The following is a 23,197-nucleotide window of genomic DNA, read 5'->3' as shown; positions in this document are numbered from 1 at the left end:
TAAAACATTAATATAATTTTACTATGGAAATGAATAATCAATTAACAAACATATTTGACGCACACGCCCATTATGATGACAAGTGGTTTGACGTCGACCGATTTGAGCTGCTTGATAACATTCAGTCGCTGGGCGTATGCGGAATAGTGAATAATGCGGTTGACTTAGTTACCGCACAAAAATGCATTGAATATTCTGAAAGATACGCATTTATGTATGCGGCTGTCGGATTTCACCCGGAAAACCTTGACGGAATCCCAAAAGATTACCTTGAAAAAGTTGCAAGGCTTTGCGAACACAAAAAAGTTGTTGCGATAGGTGAAACCGGACTTGACTATCATTGGGATATACCGAAGCAACTGCAAAAAAAGGTCTTTGAAGAACAAATCAAATTGTCACTTGACCTTGATATGCCGCTGATTGTTCATGACAGAGAAGCGCACGGCGACACTTATGATTTGCTCAGAAAGTACAAGCCAAACGCCTTGATTCATTGCTTTTCGGGCAGTGTTGAGCTTATGCGTGAAGCGGTTAAAATGGACATGTACATTAGCCTTGGCGGAGTTGTAACATTCAAAAACGCACGCCACAGTGTTGAAGTTGCCGCAGAAGTGCCGCTGGACAGGCTTCTTCTTGAAACCGACGCACCGTATATGGCACCGGTTCCGTTCAGAGGAATGAGATGTGACAGCTCAATGATTGCACTTGCGGCAGAAAAAATAGCACAACTTAGAAATATCTCAACACAGGAACTTTTGGACATTACCTGTGAAAACGCAAAAAGATTTTACAGAATTAAATAGCAAAAATTAAGGGAGAACGTCAAGATTTACGTTCTCCCTGTTTTTTATTTTTGCAGTTTTGACATTTTGAGCAGCAGGAACAACTTCCACAGCCGTCATTGCGGTGCTTAATTAAAGAAAACACCGCAATTGCCAAACAAGCCGCAATTAACAAAAGCACAATAATGCTTGCAAAATTCATTTCCATTATGCAAACCCCAACAGACTTCCGACACTAAATATAATAAACGAGCACAGCCACGCAATGGCGCATTGCAGACAGACTATTCCCACAGCCCACTTGGCTCCCAATTCTCGTTTTATTACGGAGATTGCGGCAATGCACGGAGTATACAGCAAACAGAACACAAGGAATGAAGCCGCAGACAACGGCGTAAGTATACTTCCTATTCCTGCGCCGCCAACAAGCACATTTAGTGTTGAAACAACGCTTTCCTTTGCCATAAAGCCTGCAATGAGGGCGGTTGATATTCTCCAATCGCCAAATCCGAGAGGTGCAAAAATCGGAGCTATGAATCCTGCGATTATTGCAAGTATGCTTGTATTAGAACCGCTGACAACGTTTAGTCCGAAATCAAATGTTTGCAGGAACCACACAACAATTGACGCTATAAAAATGACGGTGAACGCACGCTGCAAAAAATCTTTTGCTTTGTCCCACAGCAGGTGCAAAACATTTTTTGCGCCCGGCAAACGGTAATTCGGAAGTTCCATAACAAACGGAACCGCTTCGCCCTTAAACACAGTGTTTTTGGAAAACAGAGCAACAAGAATACCCACGGCAATTCCCAGGAAATACAGAAGTATCATCACAAGTCCGCTGTAATTCGGGAAGAATGCGGCGCTGAAAAAGCCGTATATCGGCAGTTTTGCCGTACAGCTCATAAACGGCGTGAGCAGAATCGTCATCTTTCTGTCTCTTGCCGACGGCAGAGTGCGGCTTGCCATAACGCTTGGAACAGTACACCCGAATCCTATCAGCATAGGCACAATGCTTCTGCCCGAAAGTCCGATTTTTCTAAGTAGCTTATCCATAACAAAGGCAACTCTCGCCATATAGCCGCTGTCTTCAAGCATAGACAAAAAGAAAAACAGCACTACTATTATAGGGACAAAGCTAAGAACGCTTCCGACGCCGCCGAAGATACCGTCCACGACAAGCGAACACAAAATTTCATTTACATTTAATGACACGAGCAAATTGTCAACAATACCCGTCAGCGCATCAATTCCGTTTGCAAGCAGGTCTTGAAGCCATGCGCCTATGACGTTAAAAGTCAAAAAGAACACAAGTGCCATAATCAGCGCAAACGACGGTATGGCAGTGTATTTGCCTGTCAAAACCTTGTCTATCTTGCGGCTGCGAATATGTTCCTTGCTCTCTTTGGGCTTTACAACCGTTGATTTGCACAGCTTTTGAATAAAAGAAAACCTCATATCGGCAATTGCCGCAGAACGGTCAAGTCCACGTTCCTTTTCCATTTGAGTAATGATGTGCTCAATCATTTCTTTTTCGTTTTCTTCAAGATTAAGCGCATCTTCAACAAGCTCATCACCCTCAACAAGCTTGCTTGCGGCAAATCTCAATGGTATTCCCGCAGCTTTTGCGTGGTCCTCAATCAGGTGCATAATTCCGTGCAGGCAACGGTGAACCGCTCCGCAGTGATCACCTTTATCACAAAAATCTGTTCTTCCGGGCTTTTCCTGATATTTTGCAATATGTACGGCATGACGGACAAGTTCGTCAACGCCCTCACCTTTTGAAGCCGAGATGGCAACTACCGGTATTCCAAGCATACTTTCCATCTCGTTTATGCGAATTGTGCCGCCGTTCACTCTTACCTCGTCCATCATATTAAGTGCAAGAACAATCGGAGTGTCAAGCTCCATAAGCTGCATTGTAAGGTAAAGGTTTCGCTCAATATTAGTTGCGTCCACAATGTTGATTATTCCTGTGGGCTTCTCGTCAATTATAAACTGACGTGATACAATCTCTTCGCTTGTATAGGGCGACAATGAATATATTCCCGGAAGGTCGGTCACAAGCGTTTCGGGATGTCCCTTTATTGTTCCGCTTTTTCGGTCAACCGTTACTCCCGGAAAATTTCCGACGTGCTGATTTGCACCCGTAAGTTGGTTAAACAATGTTGTTTTTCCGCAATTTTGGTTACCTGCAAGCGCAAATGTCAGCTTCGTGTCCTTTGGAAGCGGATTTTCTCCTTTTTTGGTGTGATAACGTCCGTCTTCGCCAAACCCCGGGTGCGCCTGATTTTCAACAGGAGCACTGGTTATCGCTTTTTTTCTTGGCAAAGGCTTTATGGGAATCACTTCAATTTTTTCCGCATCTGCAAGTCTGAGCGTAAGCTCATAGCCGTGAATACGCAATTCCATCGGATCGCCCATCGGGGCATATTTTGTCAGCGTTACCTCTGCTCCGGGAATCACTCCCATATCCAAAAAGTGCTGCCTGAGCAAGCCTTCTCCGCCCACAGTTTTTATTACGGCGGTTTTTCCAATCTCAAGTTCCTTTAATGTCATATTTCCCTCTCAAAATGTTAACTATAGCTAACTTTGTCGTAAATTTATATCGGGGTACGAATCAGCCTTTATTAGGCCAATTCATCCACCGATATTTTATTATATTCATAATCATTCAGCTTTAATGTGTCGCCGCTAACAGAATATGAGTACGTGTCGGTTGTTTCCTGCTTCATTTTGTAGGTTGAAGTTACGGTCGAATCCTTTGCGGAATACTTGCTGAATGTAAACTGTACGCCGTAACTGTCAGAATACATAATTCCGCACTTGTCAAAATAAACCGTATCGCCCTCGCTTGACTGCCAAGCGCCTAAAAGCTTTTCGTCTATTGTTGGGTTGGCTTCGGGTTCGGGAATACAGGATACATTTTCAACTTTCTTCATTTTTGTCGTTGAATTGTGGTCCGTATTCGTAAGAGTAACCGAAGACTTGTCTGACGAAAATTCATAGGTATATACGCCGTCAAGTCCAAACAACAGCTGTGTTTTAAAAGTCTTTTTACCATCGGTTTCTTCAAGCGAATATGTTCCGATATACCCAACGTTATCTATTATCAGGCAAGCCTCTTTGTCGCCGTTAAATTCAAAAACGAACGAATCAAGCTTTGAGCCCACGCCCTCAACTATCTTCCATGTTCCGGCAAACTCGTTGCCGTTTTCAGTGTCAATTGAGTGAAGAGAAGTAAGAACTTCGGGGATTTTTGCCGAAGATGCCGCCGTCGTTTCCGCATCGGCGGTTGTGGCAGTCTGAGATGACTCGGAAGAAGATGATGCGGAAGATTCCGAAGAATTGCCGCAGCCGGCAAACGGCAAAGCAAGCGAAACAGTAAGAATCGCAGCGAATATTTTAAATGACTTTTTCATATTTATCCTCACAATCAGATTTATCCGCACAACGCAGATAAACAAAATATATATAAACAATTTTATAATCTATAAAAGTATATGTCAAGTTTTATGACATAAGATTTATTTGAGTAAAATGCTTGACAAATCCAAATCAGCGGAATATAATGAGTGTAATAATAAAAACCTGTGAGCAAGAGTAGTAAGATTTTTTGAGGTTTTCAGAGAGTCGGCGGTTGGTGCAAGCCGATAACCGAGATTAACCCGAATGGACTTGTGAGGGCGGAGCAAAAGCGAAAGCAAGTAGTATCCGACGGCTTCCAACCGTTACCACGGAGGGTATATGTTAGTATGCCGCAAAGCGGACGATTTTTCGTCAAATTGGGTGGTACCGCAGAAGTTTATCAGACTTTTGTCCCTTATGGGACAAAGGTCTTTTTTGTTTGTCTGAGAATATGTTTTGCAAATGCCTGAGTTGCCAAATTGATTTTTGTCGGTCAATTCAATCATCTGCAAACGAAAACAAAAAGTATTAAAAGGAGAGTTACTATGTCAAAAGGAAGATTTGGCATTCACGGCGGACAGTATGTTCCCGAAACGCTGATGAACGCTATTAATGAGTTTGAGAAAGCGTACAACAAATACAAAAACGACCCCGAATTTGTCGCTGAACTTGACACGCTTATGCGTGAATATGCAGGAAGACCTTCTCGTCTTTATTATGCCGAAAAAATGACAAAAGATTTGGGCGGCGCAAAGATATACCTAAAGCGTGAGGATTTGAATCACACAGGCTCTCACAAAATCAACAACTGTCTCGGTCAGTGCCTGCTTGCCAAAAAAATGGGCAAAACAAGAGTAATTGCAGAAACAGGCGCAGGTCAGCACGGAGTTGCAACAGCAACCGTTGCCGCTCTTTTGGGACTTGAATGTGAAATCTTTATGGGCAAAGAGGACACAATTCGCCAGGCACTTAACGTATACAGAATGAAGCTCCTCGGCGCAAAGGTTCACGCCGTTGAAACCGGCACAATGACGCTAAAAGACGCGGTAAACGAAGCTATGCGTGAGTGGACAAACCGTGTAAGCGATACTCACTATGTAATCGGCTCGGTTATGGGACCACATCCGTTCCCGATGGTTGTTCGTGACTTTCAAAGTGTAATCGGCAAAGAAATCAAGCAACAGTTATTCGAAAAAGAAGGAAAACTTCCTGATGTTGTTATGGCGTGCGTAGGCGGCGGAAGCAACGCAATGGGCACCTTCTATGAATTTATCAAGGATGAAAACGTAAAACTCATCGGCTGTGAAGCAGCAGGCCTCGGAATTGACAATCCAAAGAATGCCGCAACCATTGCAAACGGCACACTGGGAATCTTCCACGGTATGAAATCATATTTCTGCCAAAACAAATACGGACAGATTGCTCCTGTTTACTCAATATCCGCAGGACTTGATTACCCGGGAATCGGACCCGAGCACGCAAATCTTCACGATACAGGCAGAGCTCAATATTATCCGATTACAGACGAAGAAGCTGTTCAGGCATTTGAGTATTTATCAAGAGTTGAGGGAATTATCCCTGCAATTGAGAGTGCACACGCTGTTGCACAGTGCATAAAAATGGCTCCGACAATGGACAAAGACAAAATAATTGTAGTAACCGTTTCAGGACGCGGCGATAAGGACGTTGCCGCAATAGCAAGATACAGAGGGGAGAATCTTTATGACTGATATAAAATCTGCTTTTGAGCACGGCAAAGCATTCATACCGTTTGTAACGGCAGGCGATCCCGACCTTGAAACCACGGCAAAATTGCTTGTGGGCATGAGCGAAAGCGGTGCGGATATAATTGAAATCGGTATTCCGTTTTCAGACCCGATAGCTGAGGGCGTTGTAATTCAGGAGGCTGATCTGCGTTCACTTTCCGCAGGCACAACCACAGACAAAATTTTTGATATGGTAAAAGAAATCCGTCCTCAAATCAAGTGTGCATTGGCAACAATGACATATGTAAACCCGATTTTTGTATACGGAACCGACAAGTTTATGGCTCGCTGCAAAGAATGCGGAATTGCAGCCGTAATCGTTCCCGATGTTCCGTATGAAGAAAAAGACGAGCTCAGCATATCTTGCGACAAGTACGGCATCAGCCTTATTTCTCTCATTGCTCCGACATCTAACGACAGAATAAAGATGATTGCCAAAGAAGCACAGGGATTTATATACTGCGTATCCTCAATGGGCGTTACCGGCGTAAGGTCAAAAATCACAACCGACATCGGCAAAATGGTAGGTCTTGTTAAGTCGGTAAGCGACATTCCGTGTGCAGTAGGATTCGGCGTTTCTACGCCGGAACAGGCAAAAAAAATCTCTGAGAGCGCAGACGGTGTAATTGTCGGTTCGGCAATTGTAAAACTCGTTGCCAAATACGGCAAGGATTGCGTAAAGCCCGTTTGCGATTACGTCAGAGAAATGAAAAATGCTATGAATTAATTTCAGCTAAACTGAATATATCTGTTTTTTACAGTCCGACCGCAGGAGTTGTTTTGCTCCTGCGGTTTTCGTTATGTTTGTAGTATTAAATGCTGATATAATTATGTTTATCTGCCTTTATTTGCAACGGATAAATACTGTTGTTGCCGTTAAACACATAGGCGATTGAACACACAAGGAAAAAACACGGAAGATATTGGTAGCCGAAAAGCTCGCCACCGATGAACATAGGAGCAATCAGAGTATTTGTTGCGGCACCGAAGACAGCGGCATATCCGAGTGCGGAAAAAAGCATTACGGGCATACCGAAAATCGGGCCGAGCATTGCGCCGAATGTTGTGCCGATGATAAACAGAGGAGTAACCTCGCCGCCCTGATAGCCTGCTGAAAGTGTTGCGATGGTAAGAATAAATTTGAATGCAAAATCACAAGGGTAGACTTCACCGCCGCCAAACGCAGCCGAAACCAAATCCGTGCTAAGTCCGCTGTATCTGCCGTTCCATAGGAGCATAAACACAACGCTTAAGATAGCTCCGATAACGCCGACACGGATATACGGATTTTTTATCCATTTTGCAAACCACTTCTTTGTCTTGCCGTAAATGTACGCAAACAATCCGCCGACTATGCCGAACAAAACCGCTCCGATACACAAAAACAAAACGAACCTAAAATCTATGTTAAAATCGGTTTCAAGCACAGCGGAAAACCTTTTAAGTCCGAAAAGCCCCGAAACATAGCTTGCCGTCAGTGCGGCAATTAATGCGGGAAGCAATGCGGAAATTTCAATTTTGCCGGCACTTAGAACCTCTAACGCAAAGAACACCGCCGCAATCGGGGTGCGAAACAATCCGCTGAAGCCTGCCGCCATACCTGAAATCAAAAAAATCTTGCCGCTTTTTTTGATTCCTGTTTTTTCCGAGACAAAGTTGCCAATTGTTCCGCCAATCTGAACGGCAACACCCTCTCTCCCCGAGCTTCCTCCAAAGAGGTGAGTAATCCATGTGCTGAAAACCACCAACGGAATCAATCTTATTCCGATGGTTGAGCGTTTGTGCTGTACTTTTTCAAAAAGCAAATTCATTCCTTTTGACGAGTCACGACCGAATTTTTGATAGATAAAAACAATCAACAGTCCTGCAAGCGCAAGAAACGGCAAAAGATAATATGTGTGATCACTGCGAAAATCATTCACAAGCAAAAGCACCCTGCCGAAAATTGCGTCGGCTACTCCCGTTGCCGCTCCTATAAGAAGCGAGCACAACGCAAATAAAATTACACGCCAAATAATCGATAAAATATACCGAGGCGAGCTTCTTAACTTTTTGCTTAATTCCAACCTGCTTTTTACCTTGTTCATAAAATCATCCTACCCCTTATTTATGGTAACAGAGCGCACTAAAAAAGCCAACAACCCTGCAAAAACAGAAGTCATCAGCTTAAAGGCGGTTTCGGCATACGCCGTGGGAGAACATCATTCCCTTATATTAATTACAGTTTACCATAAACACAAAGCAAAATCAATAGTTTTGAGTCTGCGGGTTACTCAAATTCGTACGCACCCTTTGCAAAGAAATAACATTTTTCCTTTGCAAACTGCGCACCGAATCTCATTTGCAGATTTTTGCCTGCCGTATTGTTTTCGGAAATCATAACATACGGCAACATACCGTTTTCAATCATATGATTAGCCACAAAATTTTGCAAGGTTTGGAAACACACTGAGTGTGCGCTTCAGAATACCGTTCATATAGGCAATTGCGGTTCCGTAATTTGTAAACGGCACATCGCTGTCTTCGGCAAATTTGCGCCTGTACTGCATTTCACGCTCGTTGAGCATACAGCCTCCGCAGTGTATAACCAGGCTAAAGTCCGACAAATCATCGGGAAATCCCTTGCCAGACGACGTTTCAATAATTATGTCCTTGCCCGTATATTTTTTGAGCCATTTTGGCAGTTTTACGGTTCCGATATCCTCGCATTGGCGGTGATGGGTACATCCCTCGGAAATAAGCACACGGTCGCCGTCCTTTAGGTTTTCAATTGCTGCCGCTCCTTTTACGGCGGTTTCAAGAAATCCCTTGTACCTTGCCATAAGTATTGAAAATGAGGTGAGCTTAATGTCCTGCGGCACAATTTTTGAAACCATGGCAAACGCCTGGCTGTCGGTTATAACGATTTTCGGCTTGGTGCCAAGATTTTCAAGCGTGAGCGCAAGCTCGGTCTCACGCACGGTAACCGCAATTGCACCTGCTTCAAGCACATCACGGATAGTCTGTTGCTGCGGCAAAATCAGCCTGCCCTTTGGTGCGGCGGAGTCAATCGGCACAACAAGCACGGCAACATCGCCGCTTTCAAGCAGGTCTCCGCAAAGTCTGCGTGTAATACTGTCCGTCTTTACCAAGTGACCGATTTTTTCTTTTAGGCTGTTGATATTTATACCGTATGCCGCACTTACCGCAATTCCGTCGGGATAGCTTTTTTCTCCGACAAGATCGCACTTATTGTAGGCAACGATGTACGGAATGTTCTTTTCCTTAAAAATCTCAATCAGCTCATTGTCCGCCGAGGCTTTACCCTTTTCGCCGTCAACAACAAGCACCGCAACGTCAACACGGTTAAGCACCTGCTTTGTTCGCTTTACACGCATCTTTCCAAGGCTTCCCTCATCATCAAATCCCGGCGTGTCGATTATCACAACAGGACCGAGGGGCAAAAGCTCCATTGCCTTGGTAACGGGGTCGGTCGTGGTTCCCAAAACATCGGAAACCACGGATATCTGTTGGTTTGTAACTGCGTTTACAATGCTTGATTTTCCCGCATTTCGCATGCCGAAAAAGCCAATATGTATGCGTTCTGATTGTGGAGCGTCGTTAAGTCCCATTTTAATTTCTCCTTTTTATTTATCCCCATCCCTTTATTCACCAAGACTATTAAAATCTAAAATCACGCTTATTGTTGTTTTCAATATCGTTTATATGTTCTGTTGCAATTCTTCGTACTTTTTCGTTTGGAATTTTTAAAAGCTCTTTTTCTATCAAAGCGTCACCAATCTTTTTGGTCTTTTCGCTTGCATAGTCCATAAGATATTCTTTAAGGGTCATAAGAGCATTTGGGTGGCAGCAGTTCTGAATTTGACCGTTCTTGCACAATGCCATAAACCTGTCGCCCGTTCTTCCCTCACGGTAACAAGCCGTGCAAAACGACGGAATATAGCCAAGCTCCATAAGCCAACAGACTACCTCGTCAAGAGTTCTTGTGTCCGAAACATCAAACTGAGCCGAATTTTCTTCCTCGGCTTCAGGGTGGTCATAACCTCCGACGCTTGTGCACGAAGCACCGCTAATCTGAGAAATTCCCAGTTTAATAACCTGTTCACGCACCTTTTGCCCCTCTCTTGTCGAGATAATCATACCTGTATAAGGCACGGCAATGCGTATGATTGCCGTTATCTTTGCAAACGTATCATCGTCAATTCCATTGTCAAAGGTTGACGGGTCAATATCGTCGGCTTTTTTGATTCTCGGAACGCTTATGGTGTGAGGACCGACGCCGTGTACGGCTTCAAGGTGTTCTGCGTGCATAAGAAGTCCTGCAAGCTCATAGCGGTAAAGCTCAAGTCCGAACAAAACTCCCAGTCCGACATCATCAATTCCGCCCTCCATTGCTCTGTCCATGGCTTCCGTATGATAGTTGTAGTTATGTTTTGGACCCGTGGGATGAAGTTTTTCGTAGCTTTCTTTGTTGTAGGTTTCCTGGAACAATATATATGTTCCGATTCCTGCATCCTTTAGCTTTCGGTAATTTTCAACGGTTGTTGCCGCTATGTTTACGTTTACTCTGCGGATTGCGCCGTTTTTGTGTTTTATGGAATATATCGTCTTGATGCAGTCGAGAATATATTCAATCGGGTTATTTACGGGGTCTTCTCCTGCTTCGATTGCAAGGCGTTTATGTCCCATATCCTGGAGGGCAATAACCTCTTTTTTTACTTCTTCCTGAGTCAGTTTTTTGCGGCAGATATGTTTGTTTTTGGCGTGATACGGACAGTAAACGCAGCCGTTTACGCAATAGTTTGACAAATACAGCGGGGCAAACATTACGATTCTGTCGCCGTAAAAATCTTTTTTTATCTGCTGAGCAAGGGCATAAATCTCATCAAGCTTTTGTGGATTATCACACGCCAGCAAAACGCTTGCTTCTCTGTGGTCAATGCCCTTTCTCAGCTTAGCCTTTTCGATAATTTTGTCGATAAGCTCAAGGTTATCCTTATTTTCGTCGGCAAACCTAAGGGTGTCTTTAATCTCCTCATCGTTAATAAATTCATCTGCAACAAGGGATTTTGGGTCGTACTTATACATCTTTCTGCTTCCTTTCGTTTGGGCAATAATCGCCCCTGTCGGTCACGATTTGATAACCGATTGATTTCATTCTGCCTGACAGGCATTTTATACACTCCGCCGCCTCATCTCCTGTGCAAATTTTGTTGTCGTACAGTGAGTAATCCGCACGGTGCTCGGCAGGTGACAGGTTCGGCATAACCACGTTTGCGCCGTGTAGTATCCCCATCTCACGCCCCTTTGCATCAACGGTGCCCAAAGCGGTTGTTGCGGGGAGAAGTATATCGGGCTTTAAAAGCCGAATTATCGACAACAACGTTAGCGTAAGTTCAAGGCTTCCGCTCGGATAATTGCGGTATTCCGTGTCTTTATGCGGAATAAACGGACCTATGCCGCACATTTCGGGATTTAACTCCTTAATAAATATCAAGTCCTCTGCAAGCGTTTCAAAGGTTTGGTACGGTGAACCCACCATAAATCCTGCGCCTGTCTGATATCCGATTTCTTTTAACCAAAACAAAGATTGCCTGCGGCGTTCAAACGACATCTCGTTTGGGTGAAGCTTGTTGTAATGCTCCATATCGGCGGTCTCATGCCGCAAAAGATAGCGATTTGCGCCTGCTTCAAAAAGTTTTTTAAAGCTTTGATACCCCCTCTCGCCAAGCGAAAGAGTTATTGCACAGTCGGGATATTCTTTTCTTACAGTGCTTACAATATCGGTCATTACCTCGTCTGTAAAATATCCGTCTTCGCCGCCCTGAAGCACAAAGGTGCGAAAACCGAGGCCGTAACCGTTTTTACAACATTCCAAAATCTGCTCTTTTGTCAGTCTGTATCGCACTGCATTTCGGTTCGATTTGCGTATTCCGCAATAGCGGCAGTCGTTTTTACAGACGCTTGAAATTTCTATTAATCCTCGGATAAAAACTTTGTTGCCAAATACGTTGAGGGCAGTTTTCTGCGCCTTTTTTCGCAAAAGCTCCCGCTCGCCTGCGGATATATTCTTTAACAAAAAAGCGTATTCCTCTTTCGAAGCGGAATGTTCCGATTCGATTTTTTCAATTATATCAATACAGTTCATAACTCACCGCCTTATTTTTTAGAGTATGCGGTTTTTGCTGTCACACCGGGCAATCTTCCGAGCTTGCCCGAAACCGTTCTGATAACATCAAGCTTTGTGTCAATTACAATGCTTATTATGTTGATATTCTTTTTCTTATACGGTATTCCCATTCGCCCGATAATGTTATCAGCTGCCAAGTGAAGAATTTCATTTATTTTGGGTACGCTGTCGGGATTTTCAACAATTATGCTGATAACAGCAACACGTGTATCTGAATTTTCCATTTTATGCAGGTTTTCCATGCCTTTCTTAATCATAGTAATTTATGATTTGTTATTATAAATGAAGTGTATCTTGATAAAACTTTGTGCATTTTTTCAAAATTTGTTAACACAAAAGCGGCGCCAGCACATACTGACACCGCTTAAATTCAAGTTGCCGCAGCAGGGTATAACTTACCCGTCTGCGAAAAAGCGTTCTTATGCGTCAATTAAATTTCTGCGTCAGATACACAATATTCAATTAAGTTTAACAATAGAGCAGAGCGTATTTCATTTTAAATCAGAAGCTTCCGCTGCTGCCGTGCGACGAACCTCCGCCGCCTCCGCTGCTGCTACTGCCCGAATCCGAACTTGGCGGCGGATCCGTCCTTACGGTAACAGTTTTGTTCAGGAATTCATCGTGGCTGTCTGTAATATTAACAACGCTGTTTGCATTAAGGTCGTAAGTTCCTTTCTTTCCGTTATCCTTATAACGCAAATACACGATTAATACAGAAACTCCGCCTGCAATTACAGCGACAACACCGATTATAACACCATAGTGAGAAAGTGTGTAGAGAAGCGGATTTTTTTGCTTCTCGTAATTTTCATTAATGGTTACGTTATCATATGAACCGTCTTCGGTAATTCCGTTACTGTAAAATTCCTCGGTTGTATTAAGAAATTCAAGAGTAGCGTTATACATATCGCCTTGGCTAAGATAAGGCTTCATTCTTGATTTAATTTCTGTCATACGGTCATCGTCAAAATACTCCATTGCAGTGCCGTGAGTAAGGATAATACGGTTGTTTGACGCATTATCGATTACCAGCATTACGCTGTCGTATTCAAAGTCCTGACCGTCATAATAAGTATTATTATAATATGTTTCCATATTATCGGAACTTATATTATCGTTAGAAGTATGCACAATAATCTGCCAGCCTGTCTCTTCACCGATGCTTTGCATAAGCTCGCTGAGAGTTGTGGTTTCCTGTTGGCTGAAAATTGATGCGTCGTCCGCAAGAACATAGGTACTCTGCGCAAAAAATGTTACGCTTGAGACAGCAACCAGTATTATTGAGCAAATAAGCACGGAAAGTCTTTTTGTAATCTTAATCATAAGAACAACATACCTCCCAACACGCCCAATATAAACACGGCAACTGTTACAATTGCAAACAACAACGCAAGTTTTCCTTTTGATACCGGAAGTTTACCGAAAGTTTTTCCGGTTTGACCGTTGATTGCATACGGGAATATTTTGTCCCCGTACTTATATGTAGTTATCCAAACAGGCAGAAGCGTATAGTTCCAAGACTCAAGCTCAGTCTTATCATTATAGTTTTCTGTACGAATAGCAGTATATTCAGACATTGTCTCTTGGAGAAGATCCTTTGCATATTCCTGAATACGCTGTTCAACTTCCTGTGAAACATCAGTTTTTTCAAGGTCACGCTTTTCTGCCTGAAATCCCGAAAGATATGACATCGCAAAATCCTGAGCCTTTTTAAGGTCAAAAGGATGAACGCATTGAAGCATTTCACGGTCATTGTTTTTAAGAGCACGCTCAAATACATTTTTTATTACAAGGTCGCCTGTTCGGTAAAGGCGATATGTGCTTGTTTCGGTATAGTGTTTTCTGCCGACAGTCCAAGTGCGGATTTTTTCACCTTTTGCCACCATACTTGCCTGCTTTTGCTCGTCTACATACCAATACGGAAAGTACACTCCGTTAAATTTATCAAACTGTTTTTCACTCGCAAAATCCTTAGGCAAAAACCACTTTTTTCCGCACATTTCCATAAACTTTTTGGTTGCGGAATCTTTTGAAAGTGCAAACGGCACAACCCTGTCGGGTTTAAATTCTCCGGACAATCTGCCACCAAGAACAACAGGGTTCTGACAATAGAAACAAGTTGTTGCGGCAGTTGAAGCGGTGGTTACAACCTCTGCGCCGCAGCTGGGGCAGGTGTAAACAACAGCGTCTTCCTCCGAAGCAGTGTTTTCCTGTCCGGAAGTTTTTTCCGCCTTTTCCTTTGCACGCTGTTCTTCCCTGTCGGCACGGCTTTCTTTAGCCTCTTGTTCTGCGTACAAATCCTGAATAGTCTTTTCGTCAAAATCCGACATACAGTATTCACAACTGAATTTTTGTTTGTCAGGATTAAACTTTAAAGGACCGCCGCAGTTGGGGCATTTATAATTTATTGTAGCCATACATCCCCTCAAAATTATGCCTTTGTACCGCACTCAGGGCAGAATTTTGCGTCTGCGCTGAGTTCCGCTCCGCAATTTGTACAAAAACGCTTCTTTTGAGCAGCGGGCTTTGGCTTTCCGCATTCTGAGCAGAAGTTTCCTGTGTTCACATTGCCGCACTCGCAAGTCCAGCCACCCTGAGGTGCAGCTCCTGCCGCTCCCTGAGGAGCCTGCTGCTGTTGCTGTGGCTGTTGTGGCTGCTGATATTGCTGTTGAGGCTGCTGAGGCTGTGTAGGATAACTGCCGAGTATGTTTGCGCCTGCATTCATACCCATGCCCATTCCGACAAATCCTGCCATGGCTCCGTTTGCGTTAGAACCTGCGTCTTTAAGTCCCTCTGAGATATTTCCCGCAACATATCCCTTTTGGATTCTGTCGTCGGAAAGCATTGCGCCCTTGTTGCGCATATTGATAAGAGCCTGAGATTCTTCGTCATAAGAAACCTTGATACCGACAGAAACTACTTCCATACCGCGAAGCTGGTTCCATTCTTCGTCAAGGGTATTGCTCATATATTTGCCGAGTTCGCGGCTCTTTGAGGTGATAAAGCTTATACGGTTGCCGTCAGCCGAATATTGGTTGATTGCGGCACCCAAAGCCTCGATAAATTCATCGCAGTACTGCTGGTTAAGCGACTGAAATTCAACGCTCTCGTTGTTTGTGATTGCAGAGCGGGGAATAACCTGCTCATAAAACTTCATCGGGTCTGTAACGTGGATTGAGTATGTTCCGTGAGCGCGGATAAACAACTCTGCATTATAGAAATTATCAAAATAATTTACAGGATTTGCAGTACCAAATTTGATATTTTTCATTTCCTGCATATTGATGTAAAAGACCTTTTGAGCCTGAGACGGCACTCCGCCGAATTTTACACGGTTAAAAGCCTCTTTTATTGAATCGCCAAACTGACCGGTAAACAGAGACGGCATAGAGCTGTTGTCAACCTTGAAGTAACCCGGTTCGGCTGTAAAGTCAACAATCTTTCCGCCGTCAACCAAAATCATAAACTGTCCGTCATAAACGTGAATAATTGAGCCGTTTGAAACAATATTTGAAGAGCCCTTTTTATTCTGACTCTTTCCGTTTTGAGTAATAAGCTGTCCCGGAACTATGCAGGTGTTTTCCCCCATAGGTGCCGGCTCAATGACCTCAAGCCAAGAATCGGCAAGTGCCCCACCAACTGCATTTAGCGCCGCTTTAATAATACCCATAATAAATTTCTCCTTAATTTGTTTTTTAGTAAAAGCTTGCAAAACTACAAACTGTTTAGTATATTTTAATATTTTTTTTAAAAAAAAGCAATATGTTAATATAATGAATTTACAGGCAAAAATTTGCCACTATATACAAATTTCAATTTTTGAACATACTGCTGATTATAAATATCACGCATAAAAATTAATATTTATACTATCTTTAAAATAAAAATTCTCTATATAGACAAACAGGCAGCCGAAAATATCGGTTGCCTGTACAAATTCTATTTACTTTATCAATGATTAAAGGTCACGTCCGCAGCATTTCTTATACTTTTTGCCGCTTCCGCATGGGCAAGGGTCATTTCTGCCGATTTTTTTACCTTTGCGAACAGTCTTGTTTGCAAGGTCGGTTCCGTCTGACGAAACCTGAGTAGGCTGAGCAACCTGTTCACGCTTGAGCGCAGCCTGTACTGCATCCGGCTGTTGATTCTGCTCATTTCCGTTGAGAACAACCTGATGTACGGCAGCAGCCTGCTTTTCGGCAGCCTTGCGGGCAGCCTCAATAGCTTCCTGACGCTTTTGAATCTCATATACTCTCTTCGGCATGACGAGCATAAGCTTTACAGTATCTTCACGAATGCTTTCAATCATCTCATCAAACATATCAAAACCTTCAAGACGGTATTCAACAACAGGGTCGTGCTGACCGTATGAACGAAGTCTGATACCTGACTTGAGCTGTTCCATATCATCAATGTGATCCATCCAGTGCGTATCAACACTTTTAAGCAAATAAACTCGTTCCATCTCACGCATAGTCTCGGCAGGCAAGAGCTTCTCGTTTTCCTTATAGATTTCGAGAGCGTCATCAACTATCATCTGACCGATTTCCTCAGGCTCTATTCCCTCAAGGTCTTCGATTTCAAAGTCGTATTTGCTTTCGTCTCTGATTATCCAATCCTTATAGTAATCTTTAAGACTCTGGAAGTTCCAGTTTTCTTTCGGACCTTCCGGCAAGTAATGCTTAATTGAAGTTTCAACGGTATCTGATATCATCTTAATAACAGTATCGTGCAAATCTTCACCGTTAAGAACCTGGTCACGCTGACCGTAGATTATCTCACGCTGGCGGTTAAGAACATCGTCATACTGAAGTACGTCTTTACGAATACCAAAGTTACGAAGCTCTACCTTTTCCTGTGAACTTTCAATGATGTTAGAGAGCATCTTGTTTTCTATCGGCGTATCCTCATCAACGTTCATACGCTCCATCATCATCTTCATTCTGTCGCCACCGAACAAACGCATAAGGTCGTCTTCGGTTGACAAGAAGAAACGGCTTACACCCGGGTCGCCCTGACGTCCTGAACGACCTCTCAACTGGTTATCAATACGGCGTGATTCGTGACGCTCTGTACCGATAATCATAAGACCGCCTGCCTGACGCACCTGTTCTGCTTCGTCCTTGATTTCTTCTTTGTATTTATCATTCAACTCTCTGAATGTTTTTCTTGCGTTAATGATTTCCTCATCATCAGTTTCGGCATATCCGGTAGCTTCTTCGATTAATTCTTCAGCAAAGCCTTTCTTACGCATTGAAGCCTTTGCCATATACTCAGCATTACCGCCGAGGGTAATATCGGTACCACGACCTGCCATGTTGGTTGCAATTGTTACTGCGCCAAGTTTACCTGCCTGAGCAACAATTTCAGCTTCCTTGTCGTGCTGCTTAGCATTGAGCACGTTGTGTTTAATTCCACGGCGTTTTAACATTTTTGAGAGAAGCTCTGACTTTTCGATTGAAATTGTACCTACAAGCACAGGCTGTCCCTTTTCGTGAGCCTCTGCAATTTGGTTAATTACCGCATTAAACTTGCCGTTCTCGGTCTTGTAAACCGAATCTGGCAAATCCTTACGGATAACAGGCTTGTTTGTAGGAATTTCAACAACGTCAAGTTTGTAAATCTCTTCAAATTCTTCTGACTCTGTCTGAGCGGTACCGGTCATACCGGCAAGCTTTTTATAAAGACGGAAGTAGTTCTGGAAAGTAATTGTTGCAAGTGTCTTGCTTTCGCTCTGAACCTTAACGCCCTCTTTTGCTTCAATAGCCTGGTGAAGACCCTCGTTAAAACGTCTGCCGTACATAATACGACCTGTAAATTCATCGACAATAAGAACTTCGCCGTCCTTAACAACATAGTCAACGTCATTTTTCATAACGCCGTTGGCCTTGATAGCCTGGTTGATGTGATGCTGAATTGTAAGGTTTTCAGGGTCGGTAAGATTTTCAATATTAAAGTATTCCTCAGCCTTTTTTACACCGCTCTGTGTAAGTGTTGCTGTTTTCTGCTTTTCATCAACAACGTAATCTATGCCGTTTTCCTGGTAATAGCTCTCCATATCCTCTTTGGAGTCAAGTTCTGCAAAGCGCTGAATTTTAAGTGTTTTGGCAAACTTGTCGGCTCTTTCGTACAAATCTGTGGACTTGTTGCCCTTACCCGAAATGATAAGAGGGGTTCTCGCTTCATCAATGAGGATTGAGTCAACCTCATCGACAATTGCATAGGCATGTCCGCGCTGAACCTTTTGCTCTTTATAAACAACCATATTATCACGAAGATAATCAAATCCAAGCTCGTTGTTGGTTCCGTATGTAATATCAGCGGCATAAGCCTGCTTTCTTAAGTCATTATCAAGGTCGTGAACGATAAGACCTACCTCAAGACCGAGGTATCTGTATAGTTTACCCATCCACTCCGAGTCACGGCGTGCAAGGTAATCGTTGACTGTTACAATGTGTACGCCCTCTCCTGTAAGAGCGTTAAGATATGCAGGAAGGGTTGCAACCAAGGTTTTACCTTCACCGGTTTTCATCTCGGCAATTCTGCCCTGGTGAAGAACTATACCGCCGATAATCTGAACGGGAAAGTGCTTCATTCCAAGCACACGCCAGCTTGCCTCACGGCAGGTTGCAAATGCCTCCGGCAAAATATCGTCTGTTGTTTCGCCGTTTGCAAGGCGTTCCTTTAACACTGCTGTCTGATTTTTGAGCTCGCTTTCGCTCATAGCCGAATATTTATCCTCAAGGGCAAGCACCTTGTCGCATATAGGCTGAATGCGCTTAACCTCTCGTTTGCTGTAATTTCCGAACATCGCTTTCAAAAAGTTCATTCTTATTATCCTCTCTGTACAAACGTACATTTTTCTTGTCAGTAAAACAAAAATACCGTCAGTTTATTTCCTTAATTTTTCTGATCCCTGATGCATTGAGCGGCTTGTTTCATTGCCGCCTCGGCAACCGGACCTGCGTATTCTATTCCGAATCCCGAATCTTCTACCACACAGGCAAACGCAAGCGGGCAATCTTCATCCTGTGAATATCCCACCATCCAGGCATTCGGGTCTTTGCCGTTGCCGATTTCGGCAGTACCTGTCTTTGCACAAACCTTAAGGTCGCCGAACAAATCGTCACCGTAATATCCTGTAATTGTGTATCGCATAAGCTCGTCAAGTTTTGAAGCGGTATCAGGGCTGAAAAGCTCCTTGCCCGATTTGTTTGACGTAAGATTCAGGGATTTCAGCAGTTCATTTGTACTGCTTTTAATTAAAGTCGGCTCAACAGGCGTTCCGCCGTTTGCAATTGCGCCGCATATAACAGCCATCTGCATAGGATTTACCGTATCTGTATACTGACCTATTCCCGACCATGCAAGCTGGTTGGTGTTTGCATTTGAAACATCATAGCTTCCGCTTGCCGTCTTTAAGCCGTCAACCGAAAAAGACTTGTTTATGCCGACTTTTTCTGCCTCAGCGGTCATTTTATCGCTGCCGAGTTCAACGGCAAGCTCTGCAAAAACTATGTTGCAGGAATGTGCCAAAGCCTCTTTAAAAGTAAGCTCTCCGTGAGCGGATACACAGGTTACGGCACTTCCGCCGATTTCTTCGCTTCCCGTGCAATTCCAAGTTCTTTCGTAAATATCGGGAATGTTTTCAATTGCGGCTGCCGCCGTTACTATTTTAAAAATTGAACCCGGAGTATATGTGGATGATAAAACATTATCAACATAAACGCCGTCATATTCGCTCTCGTTTTCTTCGGTGATTTCCGGAGGGGCACCCGGGTCGTATGCATATGTGCTGACCGAGCAAATTACCTCTCCTGTTTTATAATTATATACAACACAAGCGCCTTTTTTGTCGTAATTTGTCAACATATCATAGGCAACCGCACAAGTTTTTGCGTCAACCGTAAGTTTCATATCGTGTGAAACCCTAAGTGACTGGGGCATATTAAGTCCCCACATAAGACTGTATCCGGTAAGCTGTGAACGATATCTGCTCTGGATAGCGGTTGAAATATTCAAACTGTTATCGCCGACAACATGAAGCAAACCCTTGCGCACGCTTTCGTTATCGTTATAAACACGCTTTTCGTCGATTGTCTGCGCCAGTATTTCGCCGTTTCTGTCATATATTATACCTGCTTGAGCAAGTCCGCCGCTTCCCACAATGTGAGCATTATACGGTTGATTTGCCCAATCTTCGGCATTTGTAAGCAATTCAAACGCAAAGAAGCACATTCCGCCGATAAACGCAATCGTAATTATAAATATCAGCACGCTTCTGCGAAGCACTCGTTTCATAAAACGCCACCTTTGTTTTGGTGTTTAAAGCCTAAAAAGCCAAACAACTGTGTTTTTTATTTATCTTATCTTTGTAAATTATAAATTTTATCTTTTCATCGAATAGGTTCTTTCGTCGGCAGCCTTAACAAACGCCAACAAACCCCAACAACTGATGATACTGGAACCGCCGCTGCTTATGAACGGAAAAGTTACACCGGTAAGAGGAAGAATGTCTGTTGCACCGAAAATGTTAAGCGCAAGCTGAACAACCAGCAGACCTGCCGCACAGCAAGCCGAGATTGAATAGAATGTGCTTCTGCTTCGGGTGGTAATTGCCCTTGCATACACAACAAGAAGTGCTACTGCAAGCGCAAGAGTAATTGCAACAATAATGCCCATTTCTTCGGACACAAGTCCGAATACAAGGTCGCTTTCCGAAGCAGCTACCTGCTTTAGGAAGCCGTTGCCTATACCAACGCCGAACAAACCGCCGCTGGCAATAAAGGTGAGCACGTGTACCTGCTGATAGCCCTGGTCCTGTGCGTAATCCCATACATGACGCCAAGCCTTGAAACGGTTGGCAACGTACGGTTTAAAACGAAGTATAATGGTTGCGCCGAACACTGCCGCAGCAACTGCAAGAATAATAGTCTTAAAGTCGCCCGAACGCATAAACGCTATAAGCAAAAACGTCATAAAGAATATCAAAGCGGTACCGAAGTCGCCCATCAAAGCCAAAAGTCCGACACAAACAATTGAAAATACAATAAATTCAAGAAGGTTCTTTTTGGTTTGCAACTTATCAAGGGCACTTGAACCGATGAATATATAAATTACCTTTACAAGCTCTGACGGCTGAATTGAGATTGAGCCGATATATATCCAGTTTGCCGCACCGCCTGTGGTTTTACCGAATATAACACTCGTCAAAAGCAACCCCACGGCAACAATCATCATAGGAAATCTGAGCTTGTTTACTTTGTCGGGGTTCTGAATGAATTTGATAATCACGCAGAACAGTATCATACCCACTGCCGCCGCTATCAGCTGAACATATGCGGAACGTTCCACCTGCCGCACAAGCAGCATTACTCCTGTTCCTGTCAAAAACAGCGCCAACGCCTCAAGCTCAAAGTTTACTCGTCTGAGTATGTATGACGACACAAAGAAGAATGCCCACTCAACTCCCGCAAGAGCGGCAAAAAGCACAAGCGGAGAGAAAGGATTTGTTGCGTCATTCCAAAACATTGCCTCAACGCACATAAAGAAATGGAACAGCGTTATCATCAGCATAAGTTTCCACGACTTTATGGCAGGCTTGTTGTTTACTTTTCTGAAAAACCAGCTTGAATCAAGCCTTTCGTGATATTCCTCACCACGCTTAAATTCAAACTCGGAATTTCCGACGCCGATAACATCGTCTATCAATAACTGAGTTCTTTCCTCAATTTTTTCGCCGTTTACGTATGTTCCGCTTTTGGAACCGGTGTCGGTAATAAACCAGCCGTCGCTTCGCCTTAACAAAACGCAATGGCTTCTTGATACGGTTGGGTCATCAACCACTATATCGCTTGACCTGCTTCTTCCGATTGAATTTTCCCAAAACAAAACCGGAAGCTTAAGGCCCGTCTGCGGATTAACCAATGTTACAAGGGGAGTTTCGGGACGTCTGCGTCTGCGCATTGCGGCATAACACTGATATACAATAATAATTGCATAAACCGGCAGCAAGATTCTGAGCGCTACAACGCCGATATCAAATATTGCTGAAAAAAACAATATACCTCTCAACTCCTTTACCTGAAATCAATATAAACACAAGTATATTTAAATCCGTTTTATACCAAATAAAAACAGATACCTATACATCTTAGATAATACCTTACTTTGCCTTAAAAGTCAAGTTTTTGAAATATTTGCAATCACACCGGAACAAATATTTGCCACAACAAGTTGTGAAAAGTCCAAATTAATTTTTTGTTGATAATAATTGCATAAAAATATGCAATTTTATCTTTTATATTCGCTAAGTCGGAGGTGGTAAATTGATTATATATAATATGAAAAAGCCGGTTGACTGCATAAACGGCGACTGCGTTGGCGTTACGGGCGACAATCTTGCATACACTCAGGAATTTTACATCAAGGGTGTGTCGGATGACAGCATATCATATTCTCTGCACCTTAGATTTTCCGACGGAAGCGTAAACTCGGTAACTCCTTCTTATGTGGGAACCGACGGCGAGGGCACTCTCATACGCTGGGTGGTAACCAAAAACGATATTTTTGTTCACGGAAGCTTTGAATTGCAAATTGAGGGCACAAACAGCACAGGACTTGTGTTTCAGACAGAAATAGTGCGGCTCTATGCAGACGAAAGCCTTGCCATTGAGGACAAGGAATACGAAAACCCTAATTCAGAGACCCTAAAACTGCGTGAGGAGGCCTACCAAGCTTTAAAAAAGCTTCAGGAACAGCAAAATCTGCTTGACGAAAACATCGGCAAAATCAATAAAACAAGCCTTGATTTAAAGGCTGACAAGTCTGATACATACACAAAATCGGAAATTGATGCAGAGCTTGCGAAAAAAATCAATGAAGAAGATGTTTATACTGCCGAAGAGGTTGATGAGCGTTTTCAAAGAATTTTAACCGCAGGTGACAATATAAAAATTGACGATAACAAGCAGGGCAAAATTACAATCTCGGCAGATTTAAGCAAAAAATACGATGCCGCAAACGTTGAATCGGGCAGCGGAGATTTGTCT

The 23,197-nt window shown here is 43.3% G+C and carries 19 protein-coding genes, 1 riboswitch and 1 other annotated feature; of the genes, 4 read left to right on the top strand and 15 right to left on the bottom strand.

Annotated elements, in window-relative coordinates; all coding sequences use genetic code 11:
* Window positions 1–23 precede the first annotated feature (23 nt).
* Window positions 24–803, top strand: a complete 780-nt coding sequence (locus BLP46_RS09295; protein WP_318259559.1) for a TatD family hydrolase — start codon at window positions 24–26, stop codon at window positions 801–803.
* 19 nt (window positions 804–822) lie between these two features.
* Here the strand turns inward: BLP46_RS09295 and BLP46_RS13090 are convergent, their stop codons facing one another.
* From BLP46_RS13090 to BLP46_RS09285, 3 genes are all read right to left on the bottom strand, one after another.
* Window positions 823–990 (bottom strand): hypothetical protein, encoded by a 168-nt coding sequence (locus tag BLP46_RS13090; protein WP_167669237.1) that lies wholly within the window; start codon window positions 988–990, stop codon window positions 823–825.
* Window positions 990–3,341: a ferrous iron transport protein B gene (gene feoB / locus BLP46_RS09290; RefSeq protein ID WP_092978426.1), complete on the bottom strand. Its 2,352-nt coding sequence runs from the start codon at window positions 3,339–3,341 to the stop codon at window positions 990–992. The genes BLP46_RS13090 and feoB overlap by 1 nt, the downstream gene beginning before the upstream one ends.
* Before the next feature lie 71 nt (window positions 3,342–3,412).
* Window positions 3,413–4,204, bottom strand: coding sequence for a hypothetical protein (locus tag BLP46_RS09285; protein ID WP_092978424.1), 792 nt, complete (start codon window positions 4,202–4,204; stop codon window positions 3,413–3,415).
* Between the two features lie 162 nt (window positions 4,205–4,366).
* Window positions 4,367–4,609, top strand: a binding site (T-box leader).
* Window positions 4,610–4,735: 126 nt separating this feature from the next.
* Here BLP46_RS09285 and trpB point away from each other — a divergent pair.
* Together trpB and trpA are read left to right on the top strand one after the other, a co-directional pair.
* The gene (gene trpB, locus BLP46_RS09280; protein ID WP_092978422.1) at window positions 4,736–5,920 is read left to right on the top strand and encodes a tryptophan synthase subunit beta; all 1,185 of its coding nucleotides are present in this window, start codon (window positions 4,736–4,738) and stop codon (window positions 5,918–5,920) included.
* Window positions 5,913–6,683, top strand: a complete 771-nt coding sequence (gene trpA, locus BLP46_RS09275) for a tryptophan synthase subunit alpha (protein ID WP_092978420.1) — start codon at window positions 5,913–5,915, stop codon at window positions 6,681–6,683. The genes trpB and trpA overlap by 8 nt, the downstream gene beginning before the upstream one ends.
* Window positions 6,684–6,768: 85 nt before the next feature.
* On the opposite strand, the gene BLP46_RS09270 is transcribed toward trpA, so the two are convergent.
* The 12 genes from BLP46_RS09270 to BLP46_RS09220 form a co-directional block, all read right to left on the bottom strand.
* On the bottom strand, window positions 6,769–8,043 hold the full coding sequence (locus BLP46_RS09270; protein ID WP_092978417.1) for a chloride channel protein: 1,275 nt from the start codon (window positions 8,041–8,043) through the stop codon (window positions 6,769–6,771).
* Window positions 8,044–8,101: 58 nt separating this feature from the next.
* Window positions 8,102–8,174: riboswitch (Fluoride riboswitch) on the bottom strand.
* 51 nt (window positions 8,175–8,225) lie between these two features.
* Entirely contained in the window at window positions 8,226–8,366 is a 141-nt protein-coding gene (locus BLP46_RS13085) for a hypothetical protein (protein ID WP_167669236.1), read from the bottom strand.
* Between the two features lie 4 nt (window positions 8,367–8,370).
* Window positions 8,371–9,567, bottom strand: coding sequence for a [FeFe] hydrogenase H-cluster maturation GTPase HydF (gene hydF / locus BLP46_RS09265; RefSeq protein WP_092978415.1), 1,197 nt, complete (start codon window positions 9,565–9,567; stop codon window positions 8,371–8,373).
* 49 nt (window positions 9,568–9,616) lie between these two features.
* Window positions 9,617–11,044 (bottom strand): [FeFe] hydrogenase H-cluster radical SAM maturase HydG, encoded by a 1,428-nt coding sequence (gene hydG / locus BLP46_RS09260; protein ID WP_092978413.1) that lies wholly within the window; start codon window positions 11,042–11,044, stop codon window positions 9,617–9,619.
* Window positions 11,037–12,104, bottom strand: coding sequence for a [FeFe] hydrogenase H-cluster radical SAM maturase HydE (hydE, locus tag BLP46_RS09255; RefSeq protein ID WP_092978411.1), 1,068 nt, complete (start codon window positions 12,102–12,104; stop codon window positions 11,037–11,039). The genes hydG and hydE overlap by 8 nt, the downstream gene beginning before the upstream one ends.
* A gap of 11 nt (window positions 12,105–12,115) precedes the next feature.
* Window positions 12,116–12,370 (bottom strand): TM1266 family iron-only hydrogenase system putative regulator, encoded by a 255-nt coding sequence (locus BLP46_RS09250; protein WP_092978409.1) that lies wholly within the window; start codon window positions 12,368–12,370, stop codon window positions 12,116–12,118.
* Window positions 12,371–12,647: 277 nt separating this feature from the next.
* Window positions 12,648–13,469, bottom strand: a complete 822-nt coding sequence (locus BLP46_RS09245; RefSeq protein WP_092978407.1) for a TPM domain-containing protein — start codon at window positions 13,467–13,469, stop codon at window positions 12,648–12,650.
* Window positions 13,466–14,563, bottom strand: a complete 1,098-nt coding sequence (locus BLP46_RS09240) for a TFIIB-type zinc ribbon-containing protein (RefSeq protein ID WP_092978405.1) — start codon at window positions 14,561–14,563, stop codon at window positions 13,466–13,468. Before BLP46_RS09240 ends, BLP46_RS09245 begins: the two co-directional genes overlap by 4 nt.
* A gap of 14 nt (window positions 14,564–14,577) precedes the next feature.
* Window positions 14,578–15,816, bottom strand: a complete 1,239-nt coding sequence (locus tag BLP46_RS09235; RefSeq protein ID WP_092978404.1) for an SPFH domain-containing protein — start codon at window positions 15,814–15,816, stop codon at window positions 14,578–14,580.
* 288 nt (window positions 15,817–16,104) lie between these two features.
* Entirely contained in the window at window positions 16,105–18,975 is a 2,871-nt protein-coding gene (gene secA, locus BLP46_RS09230; RefSeq protein ID WP_092978403.1) for a preprotein translocase subunit SecA, read from the bottom strand.
* Between the two features lie 71 nt (window positions 18,976–19,046).
* The gene (locus tag BLP46_RS09225; RefSeq protein WP_092978401.1) at window positions 19,047–20,447 is read right to left on the bottom strand and encodes a penicillin-binding transpeptidase domain-containing protein; all 1,401 of its coding nucleotides are present in this window, start codon (window positions 20,445–20,447) and stop codon (window positions 19,047–19,049) included.
* Window positions 20,448–20,534: 87 nt separating this feature from the next.
* The gene (locus BLP46_RS09220; protein WP_318259558.1) at window positions 20,535–22,208 is read right to left on the bottom strand and encodes an FtsW/RodA/SpoVE family cell cycle protein; all 1,674 of its coding nucleotides are present in this window, start codon (window positions 22,206–22,208) and stop codon (window positions 20,535–20,537) included.
* Window positions 22,209–22,474: 266 nt separating this feature from the next.
* Here BLP46_RS09220 and BLP46_RS09215 point away from each other — a divergent pair.
* On the top strand, window positions 22,475–23,197 hold a 723-nt coding region (locus BLP46_RS09215; RefSeq protein ID WP_207645229.1), incomplete at its 3' end, for a hypothetical protein.

Source organism: Ruminococcus sp. YE282 (assembly GCA_900101355.1).
Taxonomy (GTDB): domain Bacteria; phylum Bacillota; class Clostridia; order Oscillospirales; family Acutalibacteraceae; genus Ruminococcoides; species Ruminococcoides bromii_A.
This window is presented reverse-complemented; position numbering and strand designations above follow the sequence as displayed.